The sequence below is a fragment of the Neorhizobium galegae bv. orientalis str. HAMBI 540 genome (assembly GCF_000731315.1).
GTDB classification, from domain to species: Bacteria; Pseudomonadota; Alphaproteobacteria; order Rhizobiales; family Rhizobiaceae; genus Neorhizobium; species Neorhizobium galegae.
Window position 1 is genome coordinate 639667 of sequence record NZ_HG938353.1, and the last position, 23348, is coordinate 663014.

The following is a 23348-nucleotide window of genomic DNA, read 5'->3' on the forward strand; positions in this document are numbered from 1 at the left end:
CAACCTTCGCGGGCGATAGGGTCACCTCCGAAGCTGAAAAACTTCACCATTTTCATCCGGGTCCCGAAGTCCTTTATAGCTCGCATGCCGGAGCTTCTGATCACCGGTCCAGCCCCTGTATTCGATCTCAGCGATCAGTACCGGCTTCAGCCACACGGCCTCCCGCTTTCGACCCGTCGGAGCAGATGGTTTCGATACGACGATCTTATCCATCTCAGCACGCAAGATCGCCGCCGACCTTGACGACAGTCCGGTTCCCACGCCACCGACATATCGAAGCTTGCCATTATCAAACGCCGCTATCAGCAAGCGACCGATGCCGCCGTATCCAGAGCCGGGCTCATACCCCAGGATTACGAAGCCGTCTGACGCGATGCACTTGATCTTCTTCCAGTCGCCGCTGCGGCCGGATCGATAAGGAGCATCCCGGTCCTTGGCGATGATGCCTTCCAGTCCGTGTTCGCTGGCAGCACGGAAGATGTCAGCACCGTCGCCATCAATTTCCTGTGACAGGCGAATGGGGCCGATCTCCTCTGGCGAAACCATGTCTTCCAGGAGGTGTCGACGGCTGGATTCCTCGACACCGATAAGTGAATGCCCGTCGAAATAAAGGAGGTCGAACGCCATCAGGATCGAGTTGTGAGACGCCTTGCCGCTGGTCGGTCCTCCCAGGTCGCTGACGAGGGCGTTGTAGTCAGACCTCCCCATATCATCTAGGACAACGGCCTCGCCGTCGATGATGACGGACCCTACTGGAAGGGCCCTGACAGCCTCAGCGATGGCAGGAAATCTCTTGGTCCAGTCATGACCTGGGCGCGTAAAGATGCGAACGTCGTCATGGTCCTTGCGAATCTGAACTCTGTATCCGTCCCATTTGACTTCGAAGACCCATCGGGGATCGCTGGGAGGCTTTGGCATCAGCTCTGCTAGACAGGGCTCAATCCAGGGAGGCATTGGATCGAATGGCAATGCTGGCTGCTGCGGATCGCGCGGACGACGTCGACCACCACGGATATCGGGTGGTCGAGTTTCTCGGAGAGGGACCGACCACGGCTTACTAGGACGCTTGACCATTCCTCGATCACAACATCAATTACTTAAAATGCAATGATCACGGGGGACGGAGTGGAGAAAGACCTAGAGTTTGAGCGGACGAACGCCATCTCATTCAGCATTTCCAATGGAAATAAGCTTCACTATTTCGAACACTGGCACACTCTCCGGATCGTCCTTTCCGATTATGATCTGGTCAGGGCGGTCGGTGGTTTTGAACAAGACTTCGAGAAAAATATATTCAGCGATTTTGAAGGTGACGAGTGGCAGGCGAGAACCAAAGAGGGGTTCGAGGCTTACAACAAGCTCAGGCTCGCTCAGATCAAACCCGCTCCTGGCCGAACGGGGTATGCCATAACTGGGCTCGGCCAAATCGAGAGAGACCGGGTCGTATGTGCATTCGTCCGCGATCCCAGTCGCACGCCGTCGGACCGAGATGACACGGCTTACGAGAAGACTTTCCGAGATGTGATCGTGAACGTCGTTAGCGTGACCGATCAAGACGCCAATGCCGGGTCCCTGTTCCTTTTCAAGGAAGATATGGGAGACATCAGGCCAGGCAGCGATAACCTACATCTAACGCTCTACATGACCGCCGACCAGCTGCGCGATCTGATCAACGAAATCCGCTCAAGCAAGGTACGACCACAGCTGCAGGTCGCTGCACTGGTCGCCATTTACCAGAGCGAAGTTGAGGCGGGATTGAGAGATTGGCACCATGCGCAAACCTTTCTGCTTCCCGATCAGAATCATGCACCGGCTCGGCTGATGCAAATTCGCTTTGGCTTCGACAAGCCTGGGACGCTGGAGGACTTGGATTTGCCAGACCCTCAGCCCGTACGCGATGAATTCGTTGCAGATACGAAAGCCACCTGGGTGGCGCAACCGACATTCCCAACTGCGAACCTAAAAAGTATCAAGATCGCGCTCTGGATTATCGCCGTGGCTTCGGTTCTTAGGTTACTGATCAGATGAAGGTCGATGGGGACGATTCAGGAGTAGAGTTGACTCTCCCGAAAAAGAGAACGAAATAGGAACATATTCCGTCGGGAACTGTTCCATGAAACACCGCAAAAGTATTGACCTCGTTCGAAGCGACACCGGCTACACGGTGTCTGAAGGCAGTGCCCGTGGCGGCGGATCGGGGGAGACAGGTTACAGAATTGAAATTTGGTCGAAGGCCCCGGAAGCTGGTGGCGAGTTGATCGAAACGATCAGCCGGGCAACTGATTTTGCCGTTAGCTGTGCCGCACACGATGCCGCTATCCGGGTCCGGCCGGGCAAGGTCCTCATCCATCTTAATGGCCGCCACCGGATGTCGTGCGAAAGAACACCGGACCCGCCGCTCCCTCTTACCTAAGGCCGACAAGGCGGCGGTGTCGGCCCAGCCAGAGCGAGATCAGATTACTTTCGAGCGTCTCGAACAGTGGTACGTGTTGGGCGCTCGCTGCTCCTCCTGTCAACATAAAGGTTGGCTGGACCGCTGGGAGTTGGCCCGTCGGTTTGGGAGGCGGTCTTACGTCATCGCGATCACGCCCAGGCTCCGATGCACGAAATGCGGAAATCGAGCTGGAAATACCCTGGCCCTTGGCAAGATGCGGCGATAACGGATAAGTTCCTAAAAAGTATAATCTCCAGAACTTATCCGTTATCCGGTATAAACCATGGGCTGCACTGTTACAAACAAGGGGCAATTTCCGAAGTTTGCCCCTTGTTTGTAACAGTGCTTTGATTTTTCTTCTGTTTCATCTTCAGAAATCGACTTTTACCGGTTGTCTTTAACGACTAAATTCATATGTTGTTCACACTTGGGATTCATCCTGAGCGTGCAACAAAGGAGCCGGTCATGAGCAATATGTTTACGTCGAAAAATCCTGCTGGAGTGGCCGTAGCGCAGACCTCGGCGATCTTCGGTGTGCTCGCGATGGGTGCCGTCAACGCTCACATGTCCGGCCTCGCTGCCGCCCGCGCTGCTCGCGAAAGCACCAACAGCCATGTCCTCCGTCACCAGCTCGGCCAGGCCATCAACTACGCGGAGAGCATCATGCAGGTCGCCGAAGGCCAGGCGGCCGAGATCGAACGCCTGAAGGCTGAAAACGCCCGTCTCCGCACCGCAGCTCGGACGAGCTACGAAAGCGCCCGTCGCCTTGCTCAGCGTGCCGCATAATGGACGTCGTGGAAGTGATTGATCGGTGGATGGCCGGAGAGTTGTCGACCAAAGAAGTGATGATGGCGACGGGGTTGCGGTCGGTCCAAGCGTTGTACGCTGAGGTTCGGTTCGACATGCACGACCGCGAAAACGAGCGTGAGCATGAAGACATGAATGCGCTTTTGGCTGAAGAAGATCAGCAACTTTACGAGCAGGCCGCGTATGAAGTGTTCGGGCACTACTTGCAGGAAAATCCGGAAGGGCTCTCACAGTGCGTGAAAGCTCTGCGGCGCGAGAATTATCTCGGCCGCAAAGTTCGGATGTCGGCCCGGTAGTTTTAGATTTTGACGGCGGAATATGTGATCAAGGGAGCGGCTTCTAGCGAGGCCGCTCTTTTTGCTGCGAGCCGGTGAGCGAAAACCGTCGGCTGTTCGTACGGCTCTTCGCCGACCGAGAGGATCGCCATCAAAGCTCTCGGCTTTCCGGCCAGGGCATCGGCGACACGACGCTCGGAAGCGTCCACCACGATCCGCAGCTGATCTTCGTGGAGACTATAGAGCCAGTCGATCTGTTCGTCCGTCAACTTGGAAATGTCAGCCAATCCCCGATCCTCGACCGCCATCATCGCGAACGCCTGGGCTTGCTGTGCTGGTGTCATGATTTCCTTGGCGAGCATGTCGACAGCCTTGTTTTCCGATTTCTGAAGGTCTGCCGCCTGCACGATTCGGTCGCCGTCCGGCAACGCCATCTTGAGATCGGGAATGGGCTGTGCTGGTACGCCTCCACCCCCGCCACCCAGCAGTCGACCTGGCAATGCGAAGATAGCTGCGATAGAGGCTGCAGCCGCCTTCCAAGCTTCCTCGAAGGCGTCCGCTACGGACTTGATTACCGACATTGCAACTTGAGCGGCAAGACGAATGATTGCGACGATGAACTGAAACATGATGAAGCTCCCTACTTCTATTATATTGAGAGCTTCACTCTGAGTTTCGGCGGCGCTTTGAACAAATCCGCCGACAGCCAAAAGAATATTTTGTTGACGCGATCAGATAGAACCTAGTCATTGCATTTGTGGGTCCACTGTGGGCTCACTTTATTCTTGTCGCCAACTCAAATGCAGCAAACCCTTGTTGTTGAGGATGCCTTTATCCTCCAACCAAAGGGATTACTAATGTTGAAAATGCGGAAAGATGAAATGCCATATCGGCTCCGGGACCTGCTTCCGGCATTCGAGATCGAGACCGGAAACAGAAAAGACACCAAACTTACACGCCAAGTCGCCGGTCTCGCCGAATTCCTGCACAAGCAGGAGCGCACAATCCGGTCATATATTTCCTACTCGTCCGCTGAACGGATGATGCCTGCGGAAGATTACTGGGCAACTGCCGTTGAGTGGGTGAAACGGCGAGCGCGTGCATCCGTCCGAGTGCACGGAAAGCCTGACTTCTTTGTTCGCGATCACAACCATCATCAGATTTATGAAACGGTCTGGATGTGGCAAGCCGTCTTTTTGGGTGACGTCGATCAGCAGGCCGAAGGGTGGAAAGCTTACGTCCGTGGGCAATCTCGAGTCCGAGAATATGACGAGGCTATGCAGCGCCGTTCGCGCCTCCGCCATATCGTTCGGAACGATATTCTCAGCCTGGAGACGATCTGTGACGTGATGGAGTTCGACCTCTACTGTCTGACGGATTACCAGATGGAAGGTGTCGACTGGCGCTCAACTCCCTCAGAAACGAAACTGCAGACGCTAGAACGCATGCAAGCCGAGATGATCGGAGAAGCAGCATGAACATCGAGCGCGAATACATCCACTTCTTCCTGCGTTGCGGTCAGCTGATCGAGAAGCGGTTTAGATCGTCGATGCAATGGCCGAAGACCGGCCGTCTATATGCCCTGGCATCAGACCCCGAGGCAATCGAACGGTGCCGTCGGGAAGCCCTGAAGACCCCAGAAGAACGCGCAGCTGAGCGAGCAGCCGCCGAAGCCCTTCATGAGAAGTACCGGATCAAACAACCCGTGATGCCGGTTCTCCATGTCGAGGAACCCACCCCACCTTCACCGCCACCAGTTCGGCGCTTTACGGTCCCAGTCGCGAGACGGCGGCCGCCAATGCCAGCTCCCAAACGATAACGAAAAGGCCCCGATCTGGGGCCTTTATCATTTCTGGTCGACAATCTTTTTGACCGCCTTCAACCTTGCTCTGCAGTCAGCCCCGGCAAGCGCCAGCTGGTCGGCGAACTCCACCACATCCGCTGCGGATACATTCTTACGACCGCTGTAGGCTGGCTCATCCTTGCAGCTCAGGAGCGCGGGTGGGATCGTTGCCGAACAGGACACGATCAGGGCCAGGATGAAAACAAAGCTGACGGTGGTTGCGATCTTGCCGATCATTGCTTGCCTCCGAAACGGGTCAGGAAGGCATCTGCCAGAGGTCTGGGCAGCTCAACATCGTTGGAGACCCGGGCCTTCGCCACGGACGTCTGGAGCACCGAGGATTTCGTCTGCTGGGCCTCAGTATCTACGATGACGTCGTTCATGGCTTCGACGGCGGCCTTGGCGGATTTCAGTTCCTTGTCCTTGGTCGACAGCTCGATCTTCAGGGTTGAGACTTGGTCGACAAGCGACGTGTAGTGCCAATAGCCCAGCCCGATGACGGCAAGGATTGCGACAGTTGCCCCGATCTTGAGGTAGGTAGACAGGCCGAAATCAAGCATGATGGCTGTTCCAGACCTTGATCGCGGTGATCACCGCGACGGCTGCTATGCCTCCCAAGATACCGAGCTGGACCGTACAGGCGACAACAAGGCCGACCTCAAAGTGAGTATAGTCTTCGCCGGAGCTAAACAGCTTATGCATCTGGACCACGCTTTCTGAGCTTGAGCAGCTCGCTGGTTAGGATCGAGCGCAGGTCCAGGTGGCCAGTGCCCATATAAAGAAGGAGGTGAGCGACAGCGGCAGAGCTGACGGCGTAGATGACTTCCGCTTCCCGACCGAGGGCGGCCAGCGCGAAGATACCTGCCAAGCTCCAGGCGGTCAGACGTTTCGAATAGGTACGGGATTTCTGTTCACGAAGAGGACGGGTCATGCGGCCTCCATCATTCTGGTCTGCTCTCGCATGCTGCGGACGACGGAGAAGACGACAAAGAGGCCGAGGGCTTCGCACATGGAGAGGAGCCGCTTCTCTCCGAACAAAACACCAGACCGCATCGCCTGGATGTAGGCAGCTCGAAAACCTGGATATTTCCGTGCGATCTCTGCTGCGGAAAGTCCTTCCAGTTCGATGTGATCGAGGATCATCTTGGTGAGCATCTCGCATAGCAGCACGCTGGAGCGAGGTCGGTAAGTGTCAGGTGTTTTTGGAATCCAAGCTCCCATCACTTACCTCCAAACTTCTTGAAGGCGGCTGACAGCTTCGTATCGTATGCGTTGGCCTTATAGCCGCTGCCATTGTATCTGCTGGCAAACCCGGCCCAGTCCTTGGCCTTCAGCGCCTTGTGCATAGTGGGGTTTGCTTTCACGAATGCGCAGAAGCTAAAGAGCTGCTCGTCCTCGGACTGACAGGCGGCATAGACGAAAGCCTGGACTGATGGATATCCAGCAGGCTCGAAGTTGCTGCCAAGGATTTGGAAGGCACCCCAGCTGGAAGAGGCGAGAGCGGCTGTCTCGTGGAGCTTCATCGCCTCAGCAAGCCTTGCGTACTGGTGTTCACCGCCGCCGCCGTAGAGCTTCTGATTCCAGGTCTTGGAGCTGATGTTCGGATGAGAGCTGTCGTATCTCCTGCTGGTCGAGGCCGAGAACTTGTGAGCTTCGAAAAGGATTTTGGGGCGACCGCTGGCGAGATATCCGGAACCCAGAGCTTCGACCGATGCGACGGCACGGACGTGAGCTTCGGTGACGGATAGTAGCGCGGCGGCCTTCACCCAGGCACCTGCGGACATCTCCAGGTGACTGCCGATGAAGTTAAATGGGAGCGCCGAGGCAGTGGTCTCGACCCAGGTACAGGAGGCTTCTTCACCGCCAAGACAGTCTTCTACCGACTGACGCCAATCCGGCTGCTCGTCAATTGAGCTTTCACTTTTTCCGAATAGATCGAATAACGACACCGGAACTCCCATCGATGTAATAACGTTACATCTAGTCGAACTCGGTCGGCGGAAACGGCAAAGCGCGAAATGCAAGATTTAGATCAGCAATTACTGAGAGAATTTCGGAAGCAGGTTCAGGAAACTGGCTCCGGCAAATTCAAGGACCCCAGCACGCCCTACGAGGTCAGTGTTGAGCCGTCGAAAGCCGGGCATCGGATCACTATCGTTGACACGAGAAAGCGCTTGTATGGGCGCGTAGTGCTGAAGCACGAGCATCCACTTGAAGCCCACTTGGAGGTTGCTGACAACGGCCCGGCTGCAACCGCGATCCTTATGCTCACGTTAGTTATTGAGAAGCAGGTTCCGTTAGGCTAGCGTTCCCGTGATCGGGGGACCTCATGCGCACTGCCATCGCGATTCTTGCATTAACTTTGGCCTCGACCGCCGCCACCGCTACAGAAGAGAATGCCAAGCTAGGTCGATACGCCCTGACGGCCTATCAATGCTTCGCGTACGCTTCAAACGCGGACCGTAAGACTGAGACGGAACGGTTCTTCAATCTTGGCCTGGACGCGTCCCGGAAATTCATTGAGGCGCTACGCGCTGAGAAGATCACGCGCGAGGAACTCTCCAAATTTGTTCCGATGACGATCCTTTGGTCTGTTCAAGGACCAACAACAGACTTCTCGGCCGGGCGAATGTTCGAGGCGGTGACGACCTACGCTTATGCCGAGATGGCCGAACACGATGCGAGCGGCATGCCTTTGCCGACGGCGAAATGGATCGTCGACAAGGAACTGCTGAAATCGATTGGCGAGGAAAAATACCGAAAGTCGAATTGCGAGTTGATCAAGTAAGTTCTAAGCGACCCGTCGCAGCCGCAGCAGGTCACGGATAGCCAGATGCCCAATGAGCGCCCCGATGATCATGAGCAGGTAAGGCCACACGACGATCACGGCAACGATAATCCAGCCTTTGGGGTTATGGATTGCACCCGCCATCTGGCTCTCCTTACCCGCAAAGGGATCGACCCAGTCGATTGCCATCCTGGCACCTTGCAACAGGACGTAAAAAGAGGTCAGCGCAGCAACTATGCACGCGATCCGCACGAGGCCGTGTTTCCGCTTCTCCCAGAGCTTCATGGTGAGAGCTGGAAAGATGCCGAAAGCGAATACCAAGCAGCCGAACAGAACCCAGCCGCTATAAATCGAGGCCGCAGCCATCTGAAATTGATCAAGCATTAACACCCCCAACCACTGCAGGAATTACTGCCGTGATTGGGGAAAATGTGCAAGAGGGGTCAAGCAGCCTGGAGTTGTTGTTCGAGGATATCACCCATGGCTTGGAACCGGCCGTCGGAGTGCATCAACACCATGCCGCGCTTGCCGTTCGGGTAGAGAACGATATGAGCATGTGCCCAGCGGGTCGGCCCCTTGTTGTAACCCTGCCGCAGTTTTGCTGAGAGACCGGCAACGTAGGCCCCGTCCGCAATCGAAGGAGAATGAGTGTGGCCGGTCGATGTGCGACGGCCGAACCTACGAAATTGCTGGGGCGTCCCTCGTGATCCACCGACGCCAATATCGCCGTGAAGACCGTGTTCGATCTCCAGGATCGTGAAGCTCTCGCCCGATCCGATGAAATCGATATGGTCATCGAGCCCGGCCATCCGAAGAGCTTCGTGGACGGGATTGAAGTCGCTGTTGGAGGCCCTGATTTCCCTGTGCCAGACGCTGTTCAGGAGGTGCCAGTAGTAGGCATTCTCCGCGTCGAGCATGCCTTCGGGGTTCTTGAGCCACTTGGTGATCGCCGCATCATGATTGCTCTCGACGACAACGGTACGGCAGCCATCACGGGAGATCGCGTTGATGAACCGGGCGGCTTCTCGGACTTCGCTCTCGACATTCGAGTTGGTAGCAATGTTGATGCGAGCCCGTTCATGGGGATCGTCCAGGCCATGGTGGTTCCGACGACGGAAATCCAAGGTGTCGTGGGCAAACTCGTATTCGGCGTTGAGATATCCAGCAAGTGAGTGCCCGGTCACAACCTTCTTTTCGGCCGTGCAATAACCCCAGCTAGCCATGGCGACGACCGGATCAAGCTGATCATGGTGGATATCGCCCCAGGTAACGGCCTTCACGCGGTTCTGTGCGGTGATCGTTTCGCCGGAGACGATCCAATCGAAGTGCTGGAACGCACCGTCTTCATCCGGCTGCAGGTGATGGAAGAAGCACTCACCGTCGACATCGATTTCAATCAGTAGAGCGCCGTACGTGTGATGAAACAGCGACTTTCTGCCTGCTGCCCGAGGTGTATAGCTCGGCAAGGTGCAGCAGCCGGTCGAGATCGCGAACCGTGGAGGATCATCTTGCATGCGCGGGATGCTTTCCAGCGCAATACGGGTCGATGGCACCACGACGTGACCGCCCTTGTTGGCGACCTGCCAGCCTTGCAGTGGATTTGCGGTGGTGGGTAGGACGTTTGCGTCGCAGATGATCAGGAGATCGGGGGTGAGCTGGATGCGCTCAATGATGAGGAATTCTTCGACGTCTTTGTCGTAGGTCGCGGTGGCAACCGCATGGTCTTCGAAGAGACCTTTCTGGTAGGTAAGGCCGCAAGTGATGATGGAAGCGCCCAGGCGGGTGGCGTAGGTCTTCAAGCTGGCCCAGAACCCCTCGAATTTCGGGGTGTCATCTTGGGCTGCGGTAATAATGAACCGGTGGACTCTGCCCGGTTCGAGGTTCGCGTCGATTACCGGAATTTTCGTCAGGCGGACCGGCTTTGGCTTTTCGGACTTGGCAGCTTCCGGCTTGGTTTCAATAACGACCAGTTCGACAGGTGGGTTTTTAGAAAGATATTCTCTTGCCATTTGGTATCGCCACTCAGTCCAACCGGTATCGGCTAGGATTTGCTTCCGACGTAGGCCGTTGCCCAAGTGTTTCGCGACGATTTGTGAATCAGATTCCGAGTTAAGGGTCTTCGGACGACCGATTTTCTTTTCCATTTTATACCCTTTGTTTAACGCTGCCTTTTGACAGTCGTGAACCAATGGAAACCCGAGACTTTGTCGGCCGCAAACAGAAAATTGAGTGATTGCAATGGGTTATATGCAAGAACGTTGACAAGGCCAGGAGATTGCAAACATTTGCAATGCTCATAGACCGAACTTTTTTTGAACTATTGGCCAGCCGAACGTCATGAATGCCGCCGCAGCCGCAGAACAGATCGCCGACGCGCCGAGCAAACGGTTTCGGACGGTCGAGTGAGTGGCTTTGATGCCAACAATATCAGCCTCAGTTGAGCTGATGCGGGTCTTTAGACCGTTGATCTCAGCTTGCTGCGTCGACTGCGACTGCATGAAGCCGTCGATCTTGCCGCTGATTTTTGCGACGCTCTCGCTGAGGTCCATAATTTTCGTGAGCAGGAAGTTTTCATCGACTGGCATTCAAGGACTCGTCAACAGCAGTGGTCAATTTGTCCATTGAGGATGACGGCGCTGCAAGATTCGAGGGTCAGCCACAGGAATTGTGGACGTCGAGTCCTTTTAAAATTAAAGTGGAAAACCTGAGACGCAAAATTCGAAATGCTAATTGCGCCTTTGGAAATTCGAGTCCTTCAAATTCCCGTCAAGGGAAAATTCCTTTGACAGGACTCGTTGAATATTTAAAGGTGTCCTTACACGAAAACGAAAAGAGCCAGTGCTACGAACACCGGCTCTTCCCGACAGCAAACCGTTTGTTGTTACGGTTTCGTGGACTGATCAGGGCCGTCTTTCTGGTTATGCCAGGAGACGGCCTCTCTCATTTCATTCACAAAATGAAGACCATAGTAGATCGTCATCGTCGCGAATGTAGCTGCCATCCACCATTTCAAAGCCCAATACAACATGGGTTTCTCCTTTGGTAGGACGTCATCAACACGAGCAATGTACTGGGCTTCAGTGATTTGGCGCAAGAACTGAAAATAGTATTTAGTAGCTATTCACAGGCATTCTGAAAAACTCTTTTATTTACAGATACTTACGAGCGGCATTGCGGTGGATTGTGGGGATAACTCGCGGAACTTAGGGTGAACAAGTACCCCGAAAATCGGCTTGACTCGGCGAGTCGCAAAACGGGCCTATCAGAATCGCCTTGACGATTCGCCGAATCATCACTCCGGAGGCGAATAATCCACAGACGTCTGGACGACAGCGTAGCTCACATCCGACCCACCGCCAATAACCAGCTCTTGTTCCTGATCGTGGCTTTCGATGCGGATCGTCGACGTCCGAACACGGGGTCTCGACACCAGTTCCTTCCGGGTCTGATGAGCGATGAGCTGTTTAAAGGCATTAACGGCCGAGGTCATGATATCTCCGGCGATAGGTCTATGCCCTTGCGGACGTAGACCGGCTGGGTGTGGGCGGAAATCCTTCGAGTGATCAGGTCTTCCTGTCTCAACGGCTCAAAATAAATCCTTAGGATCGTGGGATTCGCGGCTATCGCAGCAACAGGGTCCCCCCCGCTTTCAGATGCGTTGCGGCCAAATCCATCCTGGGTGTCAGCCTCATTCTCAACGACAAGGATTCGAGGGCCCTGGTTATCGAGAGAGTAGGTGTCAACAGGAGCGTTCACCCCGGGTGCGGTAACCCCGTATAAGATATCGTTCGTGCTCTCTATCCCTTCAGAGGGGTTAGGTTCGACGCCTGTACCGATGGAAACACCAAGCGTAATGATCGCCGACCGGGACGCACCATCGATTTTGAGCTGGACGCCGATGACTTTACCAACCAGCTCGCCGCCCGGCCAACGTCGATATTCTATCCGACACTCGTCAGCGCATGTGATTGTACGGCCAACCTTCCATTCTACTTCGAAACTGACTTCGGCAGCCCGTGCTCGGCGCTGGACGATGCGGTTCAAGCGGCGTAATCCATGGCGGACCGCCCGCTTTCCTCGTGGCATATCGAAGAACCTTGAAGTCCTCGCGTCGACGGCCGCCTGCTTGGCGGTCTTGACCCATAGGGTTTGAGCAACATCTCCTGTATCAGGATCAAAAAGATTGGCCGTGAACCGCTCGGTAGCGTCATGCTCGAACGTGCAGCGCCATACCAGCCCGTTGGCCTGGACCTTGTCGCCGACGACGTAGTGCATAACCTCCAGCGTCTCAGGGTCTTCGTAAAGCCATTCCGGCGTCACAACGTCGAGCGTCAGTGATGACAGTGTGATCTGGTCGACAGTCTCGGTCTTGTCGTCATCGAGAACGGGTTGAACGCCTGCAGACATGTAGAGGTCCAGGATTTCCTCGCGCTCTTGGTTGTATTCGTAATGCGCTCGCATACCGATGGTCAGGCGCTTCGCCTGCATCTTGATCTGCTGACCGGTCGCTCCCCAGATCGATGCAAAGCCCCGACCAAACGTCTGCGGCAGCAGGTCCTCGATTTCCTTGATTTCGGCAGCGGCAATGGTCCAACCGGTGCTCGATCCGATGGCCGTGCCGGGTTTCGGCAGTCCGTCGATGAAGGACTGATAATTGTAGGTGTCGATCTCGCGGGTCCCAAGGAACTCGGTCGGTTGATCACCGCTGGCGCTCTGGGTCCAGTTACTGATCAGACGGATGCGGCTCAGAGCTTTCGGCGGGTTGCGGATCGACATCCTGGCGGACTTGTGAGTTCCGGCAGTGGCACCTGCGATCACATGCTGGACGGTACCATTGATCAGGTGAACACGCTCCGGAGCCAACGTCAGCCGGTTCCAGCGCCAGACATCCATGGTAGCTGCGAGAGCGTTCGACGGGTCGTCGGTTGCCTCAGGAGAATAGAAGAGGGGGTCATAGACCTCAGCGGCCTCGCGGTCCTCCTGGTCAGCGTCCGGATCGTAGTCGACCTCGCCAAGGCGAATGGCATCGGCTGCCGCCTTTAGGACATCGTCTTCGTCCGGCGGTACGCAGGTGAATTCGATCTGGCAATCGTCACCAGCCAGCTCCACCGGCAGATTGTGATATCGGCCACGCGCGAGTTGGATGGGCTCCGGGTCATCCGGAAGCTGTTCCGATATGACGGCGTACCGCGACGGCTGGGTTGCGATCCAAGCTATGCCCGGGTTCTGGACGGTAACGTTGAAGAACGGCGTGATGACGTCGCCGTCCTCGCGCTCTTCGATGTTGCTATCTATCGAGAAGAAAGCTTCGTTCTTCTTATGGGCTATCGGATCAAAGGGTTGGTCCCAGGCATCAAGGAAGGCGAGGTAAAGCATCAGGCGCTACCTCCGAGTTCCTCGACAACGACGCTCCAGTTGACCTTTCGGTCGGACGCGCGTTCTGAGAACTTCCACGGCTCAGTTATCATCACCGACAGATCGTATCGCGCCGAGATACGAACTTCTTCGACGGCAGGCGCATCCAGCGTAACGACGCGGCCAGATGATGTGAACGGTATCGCAGTTGTGCCCAGGTTCTTGCAACGGATCGAGCCCGGATAAGGATCGCGGATAAGGGTTTTGGTCGTCCCACCAACGGGGATGAAGTCTTCAAAATCTGCGTCGACGACGATGTGGAATGTGTCGCCTGGCATCAATCTCATCAGCGGTGGCGTCATGTATTCGCCGTCACCTGAAGCAAGCTCTATCTTGAACAGACGGAATGCCGGATCGGCGAAATTGCGAAGCTCCGCATTCCACGAGCGACGCATGTCCGAAGACTCGCTGATCAAGGAAATACTAGCCGTCATATCGGTGCCAGTCTGCCACCCGAGCGGCATCGCGGAGCAAACGGTCTTTGAAGGAGAGCCTGGATACATATCGATCTCCTCAGTAGGTTCTCAGGTTGCGGTTGATGTCCTTGAGGATGTCGGCGTTCGTTCTATCGACGGTCCCTGAAACGGTTTTGTTGCCAAGGTTCAGATCGATGGCGATCCGCTCGGTCACTTGCTGGTTATTTCGGGCGTAGTCGTTAATGATGCCCGCACGCCGACCGGCGTAGGCCTCGTTGCTCGTACCCTGCTCCTCGGCAAGGGCCGACAACTGGTCACGGGTCAATATCTGTTGACCTTGGAACATCGTGACCTCAGGGGCTTTCGGAGCCGGATGCATGATCATCCAGTCTTCGCGAGCCTGGACCTGCCGGTCGGCTTGAAAGCGCATCAACTCCAATTGCTTCTGGATGACGGCATCGCCGGACTGAGCCGAGTAATCGAGCGCGTATTTGCCAGCGATCATCACGCCGGTTATCGTGGCACCCAGGAGCCCGAAGCTACGGATCAGGCCGGTGACCATAACGCCGACGCGGGTCAAGGATGCAACCAACCCGCCACCCACGGCAGCGGTACCAGCAGCACTGAGGGCACCGGCAGCGGCGGTTGCAGCTCCACCAGCGGCAGCGCCTGCGGCTGCCGCTCCTCCACCGATACCCAGCAACCAACGACCGGCCGTCATTAGCAGGCCTATGGCAGTTTTTGCCACTTTTGCAGCGGTTGCGATGCCCAGGATGCTGGCAGCGATCTTCGCGAAAATTCCCACCAGCGCCACAGTGGTTGCGTCGCCGCCGACGAAGCCCAGCAACCACTGCATGCCTGAATGCAACAATTCTAGCGCATCTTTGACGATAGTGAATGCACGCTTGACCTGATCGGCAAACGCGACGACCTGATCGCGCCAGCCGTTCAGGAAGTCGAACCGCTTAGCATCGCCGCCGGTCAGGACATTCCACACGTCGACGGCAAGGTCGCGGACATAGAGAAGCCCGTCGCGGATGGTGTTCAGCCAATCCCAATCAGAATCTTTGCCGTTCCAAAGCAGGCTGAGCTGGTTCGGGATGTCGAGGATGGCAGCGTAAATCCATTTGATCTGCGCAACGATGGTGTCGACCCATGGGAATGTGACGGCCTTCCCACCGAATGCCACCACCCAAACGTCTTTGACCAGCTTGTAAAGACCGACCAACCCATCCCGAGCGAGGTTAAGCCAAGCCCAGTCGGAGTTCTCACCGGAGAAAATCTTCCCGACCTCGGTCCGGATTTTGCCGATCCAGGTGCTGATGAAGATTAGAGTCGGAGCGGTGGCGTTCAGCCAGGAATTTCTGAAATCACTCTGTTTGCCGTGGAAGAGGTCGATCAAGTCATAGAACAGGTTGCGCGTCTCGACGAAAGCGGCCTTGAAGGTCTCTGCGATCCAGACGCGGTTGGTCGCAATCCACTCCGTCAGCTGCTTCTGGCTCTCCATGATTAAAGGCGTGATCTGCCGGTCTAGCTCCAGGCGAGCACCTTGGAAGGCGAGCATCATTTCCTTGTAGACAGACCTTGCTTCAGCCCCACGTTTTGCGTCAGCTTCGGTGATCGTGGCACCAAGACTGTCCATTCGCGCTTGATACTTCTCGATTGCTTCGCCGCCGGTTTCGAGCACCGTTACCATCTTCGCGCCAGCGTCTTCCCCGAAAAGCTGCATGCTGATGTGCAGACGTTCCTGAGCGTCCGGGATTTGGCGAAAGGCATTAGATAGAGCAGTCAGACCTTCGATGCCGCCTTTGACACCTTGCTTGTAATCCAGGCCAAAGTCTTGAAGACGGAACAGTGCCTGGCCCTGCTGACCAAGGCCTTGAATGAACTTTTTGCGGTCGTCCTCAAGGGCATGATAGCGCTCGACCAGACGCAGGCGCAGCTCGTCCTCGCCTTTAACGGACATCTCGATACGCTTGCGAATGAGCGCCTGCTGATCGGCAATACCGGCCAGGGAGTTCGGGGCAGCTTCGTCGTTAGACGCTAAAGCATCCATGATCGACTGACCTGAACGGCTCGCCAGGACCTTTTGAACGTTCCAGGCTTTCGTCTTGTTGTAGGCTTCGTCAGCCTGGTCGATCTGCTGTCTGACGTTCTCGAACTCGTTTCCGATATCCGACAATGCCTGAAGCACTTCATCAGCGTCTACACCCTGCTGATCGAATCCATATCGCAGTAGGCCTACGTCCTTGGCGCTGATACCAAGCCGTCGACTGTCTTTACTGACCTTATCAAGCATCTCGGACATGCCCTTGGAACTCTCAAGGGCGGCTAGGGCGATGGCTTTGATCTTCAGGCTGGCCAGCACCGCACCGGCTGCAATTCCTTTGAATGCCAAGCTAGCGGCTTGCTGAAGCTTCCTAAAGCTGAACTCGGCAATCTTCTTCAATCCCGCCAGGATGGGCGCAAAGTACCGAGTGGCAGCGGCTCGCATAGCTTGGAGATTACCGGTGAACGATGTGGAAAGACGCCGTAGTGAGGCAACCGCAGACTGAATGCCAGATAGCGTAAATGTAGTACCGATGTTTCGTGTGATGCTACCTGTTGCCATTCTCGTTCATCTCAAATCAAAAGCTTGTCTGCATCGTCGTCACCCATGATCCGGGACCCTGCCGCCAAGGTCGCTCGGTATAAATCCTCCCGCTGCCGGTCTCTGACATCTTCCAGGGAAGCGAGCCTGAAGCCGAGTTCTGCTGGGGTAAGGTCCCAGCCCACCTGACCTGACAGGGCCCGGTAGAGCTGGTAGCTCCGAAACAGGGACGCCAAGCCGCCGTAGTTCGGGATCAGGCGGCCCTCGTGGACGTCTTGGTCACTTGGCGGTTTGCTCTGGTCGGCTGCTTTTTCTTTGGTTCGCGACGAATTCCCATTTTCTCGAACTCGATAAGAAGTCCGGTAAAAAAATCGGTCGGCGATTTACCTCCGAACGTCTCGGTCATCGCCGCATTGAGGAGGCCGATCAGAGCGTCATTGCCAATCTGTCGCAGCGCAGCCTCGTAGACCTCATCACCCGTCTTGTTCAGACAGATCGCAACGAAAGCGGCGGCGGCGTCATCTCCGATATCAATCAACACGTCGATGACAGTCCGCATGCTGAACTTCGCCATCAGGTCATCAGCATCCTTGTTGGACGCGCTGAACATAAAATCAGCGAGGTTGTGCACCAGAGCCCGGGCTTTCGGAAAACGTTTCACGAGGCGGAACAAGTCGAAGGCGTTGGCACCGCGAATGGCGACCTTGTTGCCGTTCAGCTCGAAGAATTTCTGCTGGGGAATGATCGCCGCGAGGAAGTCGTCAGGCGAAAGAAATGCGACGTTGTCGACGCGCTCTAGTTTGGATTCAGTCATTCAGTTTCTCCCTAAGAATTGAGGGGCGGCCACAGGATCGCAGCCGCCATTGTTGATTTGATTTAGTGAGCAACCGGGCGCACGTAGCCGTAGCCAGCACCGCCCTGGTTGTAGACTTTGCCCGTTAGGGAGGCGACGTTCAGCGCATCGACACCCTTCAAGGTTACGTCGCCGTTTGGCCTGAATTCCACGTCGGGGAAGATGTAGTCGACCGGCTCTCCCGGCAAACCGCCGTCAACGACGCCCCAGACTTGGACTTCGCCGCGAATGCCGGAAGTGCGCATGATCTCGTATTCCACGATCTTGTCGGCTTCGGTGATGGCAGCGAGGGCATAGGTGATCGTCGCGTCAGCCGCTGCCCCGTCTGGGATTGCGATGAATTCGAGAAGGCCACGCGAACGCTGATAGATGTAGTGGCCTCCACCCATGACGCTCGACGCTTCGGTGTAGGCGACCGGGTCTTCAACCGCGCCATCGGTTACCGTGGTGATCGTAGGTTTGATGCCGGGAATTTGGATCACGTCACCAACGGCAACGTCTTCGACAACGAGGGTTGCGGCAGTAACGGCAGACTGTGTCAGGTAGCTGGTCGATGCCAGGAACATCGCCTTGTAGGTCGTCGGCGTCCACATCTGGATATCGGCGATCTGGAGGACGGCGTCCTGCTGCGTGATCCATGAACCGATCAGCTGGGAGGTGCCGGACTCGTCTGAGCGGCTCTCGACTTCGGTTAGAGTTGGCGTCAGCGTGATAGCGCCGACTGGGCCGATCTTGATAAACTTGTCAGTGCCGTGAGGCTTGAATACGACGATACCACCCATGATGCGCTGGCCGGTCGTAAGCTGTTTGATTGGCGATGTTGCCATGTTTGGTCTCCAGTAAAATTTAGGGGTTGATGTTCTCGCCGGGGTCAGTGTCGCGGGTCGCCAGCGTGAAGGTGATCGGCATCACTACCGACATGAGCAGCGTGTCTTCGCTCAGGGGATCAAGCTCCGGCGCTGAAGTTGCCCCGATCTTCCAGCCCCAGTATTTGCCGAAGCCAAGATCACCAGGATTTACGAGAGCCTTCTCGATCCGCAGGCACATTCCATCGACGCGATCTTCGACATCCTCGAAGGCGGTGCGCTCACTAATCTTGATTGAAACGGTGACGTCGCGTTCGACGATAGGATCGGACGGATCGGCCGAGGCGCGAGGAATATCGGTGACAGCAACCAGGACCAGAGGGAAATTATCAGACTGAAATGACCGCACGATCCGGCTGGCATAATGAACATTCAGATCGCCAACAGCTGCGGCAAGGTGCGCTTTCACGCCCTTTCGCACCTGCGTTCGAATATGCTCAGCTGCCGCCATCAATAGGTCCGATCAACATTACGTCGATCCAACCGTGGCTGTCTTTTTTGCAAGATTCGATGATGTAGGCCCGGCCGCCGATTGTTAATTTATCGCGGCCTTCGTTCCTGAAGAGCTGACCAGCCCTGGCCGGATCAATGGCCAATACATCGGCAACCTGAAATGTTGCCTTTGCGGTCGCGTCAGACATTTTGATGCCGTCGACGGAGATGTCCTCCCAATTCTCGACGAACTGGCAATCCAGGTAATCGGCTTCGGTCTGGCCCTCGCGCAGCCATAGGGCTCCTCCGTCTTCGCGGAAGACCCTGAAGAGCGCTTTGGAGCTGTGTGCGAAGAGTTTCGAAACCATCGTATTTCCTGGATTTCCTGGCCGTGAATGAAAGCTAAGCTGGCCTAGCTACCGATCTCACATATGGGTTTATGGGTCGACCGGCCGTATTGTAGGCGGCGCGGGTGTCGGTGAAGACGCCGTCGGTGTAGCTCCAGCCGATGCTATAGCCTGCGTTCCCGGCCGTGCGCTCGACATAGTCGAAACCAGGACGATCACCTCTCCCTACGGTGACGTTGATTATGAAATTGGTTGTCGTGTCGATGACGAAGTAGACTTTCTGAGACATGATAGGGTCACGCAGGTTCGAGAACGGAGAAGCGGAAGCGGACGCAGCCGTTGGCACCCATGCCGCCGACGAGGCCCGCACCGCCGCCAGCACCAGGGTAGCCGCCGTTGCCACCGGTGGTCGGGGTTGTTTCGTCGTCGATGAAAGGAGCGCCAGCGCCGCCAGAACCGTAGTTGTCCCAGTTTTCGCCGAAGGTGTTGGTGCCGTCGTGACCATTCTCTCCGGCGTAGAATCCTGGGAGGACGGTGTACGGAGAAGCGCTTCGCCCGACCCCGCCGCTGTAATTGCCGTCGCGATTGCTACCTCCGCCGCCCGGACCGCTGGAGCTGTTCATCGCGGTGCCACCGGAGGCGTCCGGATCGACGGACTGGCCGTCGTTGCTGAGGTGTCTGTAATAAGCATTTCGCACGCCATCCGCCCCGACGCCTGCAACGCCGTAGAAGCTACGAACATACATATTGTGCGCTACTATGAGCGACGTGCCGCCATCACTCCCGGCCGCGCCACCAGCGCCGACGTCGATGTAAAGATCATTACCTTCGTTTAAATCTGAGAGCTGAAATTCCGTGTAAGTGACAATTCCCGGGAAACCGCCAATCCCGGCATGGGCACCGGAATTGCCGCCGCCGCCGCCGCCGATTGCCTGGGCTTCAACGCGAACCTGTGCGAGCGTCAGGCCTTCATTGCCAGGCTCTGCTGTGACGATAGCCAGGAGTGCGTCGCGATCCCACGAACCGGACTCGGTGAACTCATACCAGTCCTTGCCACCGTCAACTTTCAGCTTGCGCTTACGGACGAAACCGGAAGCTGCGCCGCCGCCTGAGGATTTTCGAGGAGAAGGATACGGGATCATCATGGGATCAAGCCTCCTGAATTTCGATGTATGCCGACCCGGCGTTCGGGGGATCGAAGGTCAGCTTGCGGGGGTTCGAGGCGACGTCGTCGTTGTCGATTACCTTGACCACGCTGAAAGCATAGTCGCGCTCAAAGATACGCTTTTTCGTGCCGGTGGTGCCTCGCAGAACCTCGACATACGGCAGCGCATCGGTCGACGTGAACGTGGCTGTGACGGTAATGAACTCAGTCCGGTCACTGAGCGTGTGCTCGTGCGGATCGTCGCCGGATGCGATATCGAAAGCGAACAGGCGATTGCTGTCGAACGGCGGTGCCTGGACGGTGTCGGCGTTCGGGGAATCTGAGACTGCTAGTTTGACGACGCCTTTATCGAGCATGGGGACCTCACTTTAAGAAGGGGGTGCCCACCGCAGGTAGGGAGCCATGCGATGGGCGGTTCCGGGCCGGATGATATCGACGGCCCGAAAGGGTGGATTAGTCTTCGCTCGACGCGATATCGACGATGGCCTTCGGACGCTCGACGTAGGAAACGGTCGACATTTCGGTGTGGACCTGGTCGCCCTTCTTGAACGGCAGTTCCTGGGACTGAGCGTATTCCGGCAGACCGATGGTGTTCACGAGGTCCTTGTTGTCGCCAGGTGCATAACGGGTCTGGTACATGCCGTCGACGATTGGGCAGAGGATCGCCTTGTCCGGGTCCAGGAAGTAGGTCGATCCGACCTTACCTTTGGAATATGAGACGATGTCGATATCGCTTGCAATCGGGAAGCCTGCACGCATGTCGTCACGCATCGCCGAACCCTGGTTGCCAAAGCCGGAAGTCGAGGACCACAGGGCGAAGGCGTCCTTGACCGAAGCATGTCGGGTGAGTTTGCGGTGGATATTTTTACCCGCAATCAGCTTGTATCCCGTCACCTGAGCCTGGAAGTCGCCCAGTTCGTCCTCAGCCATTTCCTTCGCTTCGATCAGTTCGGCAACCACATCGGTCGTCGGATCGCTGAGGTCGAAAGCATGAGCGGTACGCGTGATGCCGAACAACTGGTTGAGGTTTTGCGAAATGCCGCCGGACGCTTTGCGGATTTCGCCAAGCAGGGCACCCATGCGAATAAACTCGCGCATGTTGCTGTTCTTGCGCTTCATCAGGTCAAGAAGGTCGTTCAGCTTCTGCTGATAACCTTCGCTCTCATTCTCGGAACCGAAGGCCCGGACCCCCTGGACACCTGCTGCGAGCAGGGTTTCGAACTGCGGGTAGTATGGGACTTTGATCGCGAAACCGCTGCGTTCCGTACGGGCGGATGGATCGCCAAGATAGCCGCGTGGCTGCTCTTCGATCAATGACAGCGTGCCGTCCTTGTCGAATTCGATCCAGAGAGTATCGACGCTCTCGCCCTTCGAATTCCAGGGAAGCCAGAGGTCCAGCAACTGGACGACATACGGGCGCTCGTTGATTGCACCGGTTAGCGCAATGAGGTTGTTCGGATCGCCCTTGGGCGCATTCAGCATTACCATGAGGTAGTCTCCTGTTCTTGTTCTGTTCTTGTAAAGAACAAAAAACGATTTGGTTAGCGGACGACGATGTCCTGTGCGGCGAGGTATGGGGTGATTTCCGCAACCGTCAGCGACGTGTCGAGATCGAGTTCCAGACCTTTAACCTCACCGTCACGGACGAAGCCGGTGGCGATGACGTCAGCCTCTGCGGCGTCGGTGCGACGACATACAATCGCGAGATGGAGATTCTCACCGGCAGCTTCGACCAAGGTCTGAGTTGCGCGGACGTATTTGCCGGTCAGGGCATTGGTGACGATTTCGGCGATGACAACGGTTGCCGATCCGTAGACCGTTGCGCTGGTTTTCAAGGTGATCTTGTCGCGGGACAAGGTGCCATTGGCTTCCGAGCGGATGAAGACTTCATCCGGACGTGGGGCGTAAATTCTGGCCATTGTAAAGTCTCCTAAGGACGGTGATGCGTGTGCGCAGTCAGCTCCAGTTGGGGTTAGCGCTTACCGCGAAATTGAGAGTTCGCGGTCTGATAAATGTTTGGAGTGTTGATGGTGGGTGCCGACCGGACCTGATCCGACGGTTTGACGTCAGCCGGGTTGAAGCGAGCGCCATTGCTGATCGCGCCGCGAAGAGCAGTCCTAAGCTCCGTAGAACGGGCACCGAGCTTGCGGAGGTCATCGACCAACTTCAGCTTGCCGTAGGAGCGAGCCAGAGAACGGGTCTCTTCGACATCCTTCTTTTCGGCTTCCGTTTCGTCAGCGGCGGGCTCGTCCTTCTTCTCAGGTTCATCACCTTCAGCACGGAAAGAGCGGAGCGCTGCAGCGCGAGCTACGGTAGCGTCATCAGCTCCATCGTCGCTGGCATCAGCAACAGCCTGGATTGCAGCTTCAGCTGCGTCGACGAGGGCGGAAAGGTCGGTAGTATCAGCCATGGTGGGCTCCTCACGTTTTGATCTGGCGAGCATCTCGAATTGTGGAATGGAGATGTCGGTTGGGGTTGCGGATCGAACCGTCGCCAGGGCGTCGGCACCAATCGGGACGTGGCTGACTTCCAAGAGGGTCCAGTCAGTCGCATGGAAAAGGGGAACGGGAACGCCATCGGTGCGCTCGACCTGAACATATTTCTGGACGGTGTATCCGGCCGATATCTGTCGATAGAAGCCGTTCTTGACGCCCTGGTAGATGTTTGAAAACTCGGGGAGATAAAGGGCTTTGCCGACGACATTCTCGCCTTCCGGCCTGACATCTTCGACCCTTCCAAGGATATCGCCGACGCGACCGGTGTTATGTCCATCGCAAAGCGGCATGCCGGGTGTGCGGCTATAGTCCAGGCCGCTGGCCAAGAGGACTTCGTCACCCTCGATGTAAGGGCAGGCGTTCGCGGGTCCTGTCCAACTTGGATCAGGCAGCCATGTGCGGACGGGCGTCGGAGTTGTAATCACAAGACCGGTCGACTGAGTAGCGTCATCAAAAGACACGTCAGGAATGACCAGCGAACGCCGCTGCATCCTCATGCCTTTCTGCTGACTGTACTTTGCCGGACTATCCATCCTGACCTCAAATGCTTTGTTGAGATCAGGCTGACGAAGGCGGCTGCAAGATTCGATGATGAGCCGAAAAATAATTTAAAAAGATAAGC

Annotated in this window: 31 protein-coding genes; 7 read left to right on the plus strand and 24 right to left on the minus strand. The window is 56.3% G+C overall.

The features are described 5' to 3' along the window. Nucleotides 1-21 precede the first annotated feature (21 nt). On the minus strand, nucleotides 22-918 hold the full coding sequence (gene ligD / locus RG540_RS03070; RefSeq protein ID WP_322789614.1) for a non-homologous end-joining DNA ligase: 897 nt from the start codon (nucleotides 916-918) through the stop codon (nucleotides 22-24). Nucleotides 919-1125: 207 nt separating this feature from the next. Here ligD and RG540_RS03075 point away from each other — a divergent pair, with 207 nt between their 5' ends. From RG540_RS03075 to RG540_RS03085, 4 genes are all read left to right on the plus strand, one after another. Further along, nucleotides 1126-2028 (plus strand): hypothetical protein, encoded by a 903-nt coding sequence (locus RG540_RS03075; protein WP_157884565.1) that lies wholly within the window; start codon nucleotides 1126-1128, stop codon nucleotides 2026-2028. An 85-nt stretch (nucleotides 2029-2113) separates the two neighbouring features. Then, nucleotides 2114-2413, plus strand: coding sequence for a hypothetical protein (locus RG540_RS32230; protein WP_157884566.1), 300 nt, complete (start codon nucleotides 2114-2116; stop codon nucleotides 2411-2413). 486 nt (nucleotides 2414-2899) lie between these two features. After that, on the plus strand, nucleotides 2900-3220 hold the full coding sequence (locus RG540_RS03080; protein WP_038584385.1) for a hypothetical protein: 321 nt from the start codon (nucleotides 2900-2902) through the stop codon (nucleotides 3218-3220). Then, complete coding sequence (locus RG540_RS03085) at nucleotides 3220-3537, plus strand: hypothetical protein (protein ID WP_038584388.1); 318 nt, start codon at nucleotides 3220-3222, stop codon at nucleotides 3535-3537. Before RG540_RS03080 ends, RG540_RS03085 begins: the two co-directional genes overlap by 1 nt. Nucleotides 3538-3539: 2 nt before the next feature. On the opposite strand, the gene RG540_RS03090 is transcribed toward RG540_RS03085, so the two are convergent. Further along, a complete protein-coding gene (locus tag RG540_RS03090) occupies nucleotides 3540-4145 on the minus strand; it encodes a hypothetical protein (RefSeq protein WP_038584391.1) in 606 nt (201 codons plus the stop codon). A gap of 171 nt (nucleotides 4146-4316) precedes the next feature. On the opposite strand from RG540_RS03090, the gene RG540_RS03095 reads away from it, so the two are divergent. Together RG540_RS03095 and RG540_RS32235 are read left to right on the plus strand one after the other, a co-directional pair. Further along, nucleotides 4317-4994 (plus strand): hypothetical protein, encoded by a 678-nt coding sequence (locus RG540_RS03095; RefSeq protein WP_038584394.1) that lies wholly within the window; start codon nucleotides 4317-4319, stop codon nucleotides 4992-4994. Further along, entirely contained in the window at nucleotides 4991-5335 is a 345-nt protein-coding gene (locus tag RG540_RS32235; protein ID WP_157884567.1) for a hypothetical protein, read from the plus strand. The genes RG540_RS03095 and RG540_RS32235 overlap by 4 nt, the downstream gene beginning before the upstream one ends. A 27-nt stretch (nucleotides 5336-5362) precedes the next feature. Here the strand turns inward: RG540_RS32235 and RG540_RS03100 are convergent, their stop codons facing one another. From RG540_RS03100 to RG540_RS03120, 6 genes are read right to left on the minus strand one after another with little or no spacing between them, the layout of a single operon-like run. Next, a complete protein-coding gene (locus RG540_RS03100) occupies nucleotides 5363-5596 on the minus strand; it encodes a hypothetical protein (RefSeq protein ID WP_038584397.1) in 234 nt (77 codons plus the stop codon). Continuing rightward, nucleotides 5593-5919, minus strand: a complete 327-nt coding sequence (locus RG540_RS03105; RefSeq protein ID WP_038584399.1) for a hypothetical protein — start codon at nucleotides 5917-5919, stop codon at nucleotides 5593-5595. Before RG540_RS03105 ends, RG540_RS03100 begins: the two co-directional genes overlap by 4 nt. After that, nucleotides 5912-6061, minus strand: coding sequence for a hypothetical protein (locus tag RG540_RS32240; RefSeq protein WP_157884568.1), 150 nt, complete (start codon nucleotides 6059-6061; stop codon nucleotides 5912-5914). The genes RG540_RS03105 and RG540_RS32240 overlap by 8 nt, the downstream gene beginning before the upstream one ends. Next, complete coding sequence (locus RG540_RS03110; protein ID WP_038584401.1) at nucleotides 6054-6290, minus strand: hypothetical protein; 237 nt, start codon at nucleotides 6288-6290, stop codon at nucleotides 6054-6056. Before RG540_RS03110 ends, RG540_RS32240 begins: the two co-directional genes overlap by 8 nt. Then, the gene (locus RG540_RS03115) at nucleotides 6287-6580 is read right to left on the minus strand and encodes a hypothetical protein (protein WP_038584403.1); all 294 of its coding nucleotides are present in this window, start codon (nucleotides 6578-6580) and stop codon (nucleotides 6287-6289) included. Before RG540_RS03115 ends, RG540_RS03110 begins: the two co-directional genes overlap by 4 nt. Further along, entirely contained in the window at nucleotides 6580-7308 is a 729-nt protein-coding gene (locus RG540_RS03120) for an N-acetylmuramidase family protein (protein ID WP_051909228.1), read from the minus strand. The genes RG540_RS03115 and RG540_RS03120 overlap by 1 nt, the downstream gene beginning before the upstream one ends. A 380-nt stretch (nucleotides 7309-7688) precedes the next feature. Here RG540_RS03120 and RG540_RS03130 point away from each other — a divergent pair, with 380 nt between their 5' ends. After that, a complete protein-coding gene (locus RG540_RS03130) occupies nucleotides 7689-8147 on the plus strand; it encodes a hypothetical protein (protein WP_038584408.1) in 459 nt (152 codons plus the stop codon). 3 nt (nucleotides 8148-8150) lie between these two features. Here RG540_RS03130 and RG540_RS03135 read toward each other — a convergent pair whose 3' ends face one another. The 16 genes from RG540_RS03135 to RG540_RS03215 all read right to left on the minus strand — a co-directional run bounded on the left by RG540_RS03135 (nucleotide 8151) and on the right by RG540_RS03215 (nucleotide 23259). Continuing rightward, nucleotides 8151-8531, minus strand: coding sequence for a hypothetical protein (locus tag RG540_RS03135; RefSeq protein ID WP_038584411.1), 381 nt, complete (start codon nucleotides 8529-8531; stop codon nucleotides 8151-8153). 59 nt (nucleotides 8532-8590) lie between these two features. After that, nucleotides 8591-10291, minus strand: coding sequence for a hypothetical protein (locus tag RG540_RS03140; protein WP_157884569.1), 1701 nt, complete (start codon nucleotides 10289-10291; stop codon nucleotides 8591-8593). A 150-nt stretch (nucleotides 10292-10441) separates the two neighbouring features. Beyond that, nucleotides 10442-10732 (minus strand): hypothetical protein, encoded by a 291-nt coding sequence (locus RG540_RS03145; RefSeq protein WP_038584417.1) that lies wholly within the window; start codon nucleotides 10730-10732, stop codon nucleotides 10442-10444. Nucleotides 10733-11439: 707 nt separating this feature from the next. Continuing rightward, nucleotides 11440-11637, minus strand: coding sequence for a hypothetical protein (locus RG540_RS03150; RefSeq protein ID WP_038584419.1), 198 nt, complete (start codon nucleotides 11635-11637; stop codon nucleotides 11440-11442). Next, a complete protein-coding gene (locus tag RG540_RS03155) occupies nucleotides 11634-13523 on the minus strand; it encodes a hypothetical protein (protein WP_038584421.1) in 1890 nt (629 codons plus the stop codon). Before RG540_RS03155 ends, RG540_RS03150 begins: the two co-directional genes overlap by 4 nt. Beyond that, nucleotides 13523-14065, minus strand: a complete 543-nt coding sequence (locus RG540_RS03160; protein ID WP_038584424.1) for a hypothetical protein — start codon at nucleotides 14063-14065, stop codon at nucleotides 13523-13525. The genes RG540_RS03155 and RG540_RS03160 overlap by 1 nt, the downstream gene beginning before the upstream one ends. Nucleotides 14066-14075: 10 nt before the next feature. Further along, a complete protein-coding gene (locus RG540_RS03165; RefSeq protein ID WP_157884570.1) occupies nucleotides 14076-16427 on the minus strand; it encodes a hypothetical protein in 2352 nt (783 codons plus the stop codon). A 394-nt stretch (nucleotides 16428-16821) separates the two neighbouring features. Continuing rightward, nucleotides 16822-17382, minus strand: coding sequence for a hypothetical protein (locus tag RG540_RS03175; RefSeq protein ID WP_038584433.1), 561 nt, complete (start codon nucleotides 17380-17382; stop codon nucleotides 16822-16824). A gap of 62 nt (nucleotides 17383-17444) precedes the next feature. Further along, the gene (locus RG540_RS03180; RefSeq protein ID WP_038584436.1) at nucleotides 17445-18248 is read right to left on the minus strand and encodes a hypothetical protein; all 804 of its coding nucleotides are present in this window, start codon (nucleotides 18246-18248) and stop codon (nucleotides 17445-17447) included. Between the two features lie 19 nt (nucleotides 18249-18267). After that, a complete protein-coding gene (locus tag RG540_RS03185; RefSeq protein WP_038584438.1) occupies nucleotides 18268-18738 on the minus strand; it encodes a hypothetical protein in 471 nt (156 codons plus the stop codon). Continuing rightward, nucleotides 18725-19087: a hypothetical protein gene (locus tag RG540_RS03190; protein WP_038584441.1), complete on the minus strand. Its 363-nt coding sequence runs from the start codon at nucleotides 19085-19087 to the stop codon at nucleotides 18725-18727. Before RG540_RS03190 ends, RG540_RS03185 begins: the two co-directional genes overlap by 14 nt. Nucleotides 19088-19362: 275 nt before the next feature. Beyond that, nucleotides 19363-20211 (minus strand): glycine-rich domain-containing protein, encoded by an 849-nt coding sequence (locus RG540_RS03195; RefSeq protein ID WP_038584444.1) that lies wholly within the window; start codon nucleotides 20209-20211, stop codon nucleotides 19363-19365. 4 nt (nucleotides 20212-20215) lie between these two features. After that, on the minus strand, nucleotides 20216-20587 hold the full coding sequence (locus tag RG540_RS03200; RefSeq protein ID WP_038584446.1) for a hypothetical protein: 372 nt from the start codon (nucleotides 20585-20587) through the stop codon (nucleotides 20216-20218). Between the two features lie 97 nt (nucleotides 20588-20684). After that, nucleotides 20685-21719, minus strand: coding sequence for a major capsid protein (locus RG540_RS03205; RefSeq protein WP_038584449.1), 1035 nt, complete (start codon nucleotides 21717-21719; stop codon nucleotides 20685-20687). A gap of 53 nt (nucleotides 21720-21772) precedes the next feature. Next, complete coding sequence (locus tag RG540_RS03210) at nucleotides 21773-22150, minus strand: head decoration protein (protein ID WP_038584451.1); 378 nt, start codon at nucleotides 22148-22150, stop codon at nucleotides 21773-21775. 53 nt (nucleotides 22151-22203) lie between these two features. Then, nucleotides 22204-23259 carry a hypothetical protein gene (locus tag RG540_RS03215; protein WP_038584454.1) on the minus strand — a complete coding sequence of 352 codons (1056 nt, stop codon included), beginning with the start codon at nucleotides 23257-23259 and terminating at the stop codon, nucleotides 22204-22206. Nucleotides 23260-23348 lie beyond the last annotated feature (89 nt).

What these genes read in the sequence shown, in the direction of transcription:
- ligD (WP_322789614.1), bottom strand. Translation starts at nt 918, where the DNA reads ATGCCAAAGCCTCCCAGCGATCCCCGATGGGTCTTCGAAGTCAAATGG.
- RG540_RS32230 (WP_157884566.1), top strand. Translation starts at nt 2,114, where the DNA reads ATGAAACACCGCAAAAGTATTGACCTCGTTCGAAGCGACACCGGCTAC.
- RG540_RS03080 (WP_038584385.1), top strand. Translation starts at nt 2,900, where the DNA reads ATGAGCAATATGTTTACGTCGAAAAATCCTGCTGGAGTGGCCGTAGCG.
- RG540_RS03085 (WP_038584388.1), top strand. Translation starts at nt 3,220, where the DNA reads ATGGACGTCGTGGAAGTGATTGATCGGTGGATGGCCGGAGAGTTGTCG.
- RG540_RS03090 (WP_038584391.1), bottom strand. Translation starts at nt 4,145, where the DNA reads ATGTTTCAGTTCATCGTCGCAATCATTCGTCTTGCCGCTCAAGTTGCA.
- RG540_RS03095 (WP_038584394.1), top strand. Translation starts at nt 4,317, where the DNA reads ATGCAGCAAACCCTTGTTGTTGAGGATGCCTTTATCCTCCAACCAAAG.
- RG540_RS32235 (WP_157884567.1), top strand. Translation starts at nt 4,991, where the DNA reads ATGAACATCGAGCGCGAATACATCCACTTCTTCCTGCGTTGCGGTCAG.
- RG540_RS03100 (WP_038584397.1), bottom strand. Translation starts at nt 5,596, where the DNA reads ATGATCGGCAAGATCGCAACCACCGTCAGCTTTGTTTTCATCCTGGCC.
- RG540_RS03105 (WP_038584399.1), bottom strand. Translation starts at nt 5,919, where the DNA reads ATGCTTGATTTCGGCCTGTCTACCTACCTCAAGATCGGGGCAACTGTC.
- RG540_RS32240 (WP_157884568.1), bottom strand. Translation starts at nt 6,061, where the DNA reads ATGCATAAGCTGTTTAGCTCCGGCGAAGACTATACTCACTTTGAGGTC.
- RG540_RS03110 (WP_038584401.1), bottom strand. Translation starts at nt 6,290, where the DNA reads ATGACCCGTCCTCTTCGTGAACAGAAATCCCGTACCTATTCGAAACGT.
- RG540_RS03115 (WP_038584403.1), bottom strand. Translation starts at nt 6,580, where the DNA reads ATGGGAGCTTGGATTCCAAAAACACCTGACACTTACCGACCTCGCTCC.
- RG540_RS03130 (WP_038584408.1), top strand. Translation starts at nt 7,689, where the DNA reads ATGCGCACTGCCATCGCGATTCTTGCATTAACTTTGGCCTCGACCGCC.
- RG540_RS03135 (WP_038584411.1), bottom strand. Translation starts at nt 8,531, where the DNA reads ATGCTTGATCAATTTCAGATGGCTGCGGCCTCGATTTATAGCGGCTGG.
- RG540_RS03140 (WP_157884569.1), bottom strand. Translation starts at nt 10,291, where the DNA reads ATGGAAAAGAAAATCGGTCGTCCGAAGACCCTTAACTCGGAATCTGAT.
- RG540_RS03145 (WP_038584417.1), bottom strand. Translation starts at nt 10,732, where the DNA reads ATGCCAGTCGATGAAAACTTCCTGCTCACGAAAATTATGGACCTCAGC.
- RG540_RS03150 (WP_038584419.1), bottom strand. Translation starts at nt 11,637, where the DNA reads ATGACCTCGGCCGTTAATGCCTTTAAACAGCTCATCGCTCATCAGACC.
- RG540_RS03155 (WP_038584421.1), bottom strand. Translation starts at nt 13,523, where the DNA reads ATGCTTTACCTCGCCTTCCTTGATGCCTGGGACCAACCCTTTGATCCG.
- RG540_RS03160 (WP_038584424.1), bottom strand. Translation starts at nt 14,065, where the DNA reads ATGTATCCAGGCTCTCCTTCAAAGACCGTTTGCTCCGCGATGCCGCTC.
- RG540_RS03175 (WP_038584433.1), bottom strand. Translation starts at nt 17,382, where the DNA reads ATGACTGAATCCAAACTAGAGCGCGTCGACAACGTCGCATTTCTTTCG.
- RG540_RS03180 (WP_038584436.1), bottom strand. Translation starts at nt 18,248, where the DNA reads ATGGCAACATCGCCAATCAAACAGCTTACGACCGGCCAGCGCATCATG.
- RG540_RS03185 (WP_038584438.1), bottom strand. Translation starts at nt 18,738, where the DNA reads ATGGCGGCAGCTGAGCATATTCGAACGCAGGTGCGAAAGGGCGTGAAA.
- RG540_RS03190 (WP_038584441.1), bottom strand. Translation starts at nt 19,087, where the DNA reads ATGGTTTCGAAACTCTTCGCACACAGCTCCAAAGCGCTCTTCAGGGTC.
- RG540_RS03195 (WP_038584444.1), bottom strand. Translation starts at nt 20,211, where the DNA reads ATGATGATCCCGTATCCTTCTCCTCGAAAATCCTCAGGCGGCGGCGCA.
- RG540_RS03200 (WP_038584446.1), bottom strand. Translation starts at nt 20,587, where the DNA reads ATGCTCGATAAAGGCGTCGTCAAACTAGCAGTCTCAGATTCCCCGAAC.
- RG540_RS03205 (WP_038584449.1), bottom strand. Translation starts at nt 21,719, where the DNA reads ATGGTAATGCTGAATGCGCCCAAGGGCGATCCGAACAACCTCATTGCG.
- RG540_RS03210 (WP_038584451.1), bottom strand. Translation starts at nt 22,150, where the DNA reads ATGGCCAGAATTTACGCCCCACGTCCGGATGAAGTCTTCATCCGCTCG.
- RG540_RS03215 (WP_038584454.1), bottom strand. Translation starts at nt 23,259, where the DNA reads ATGGATAGTCCGGCAAAGTACAGTCAGCAGAAAGGCATGAGGATGCAG.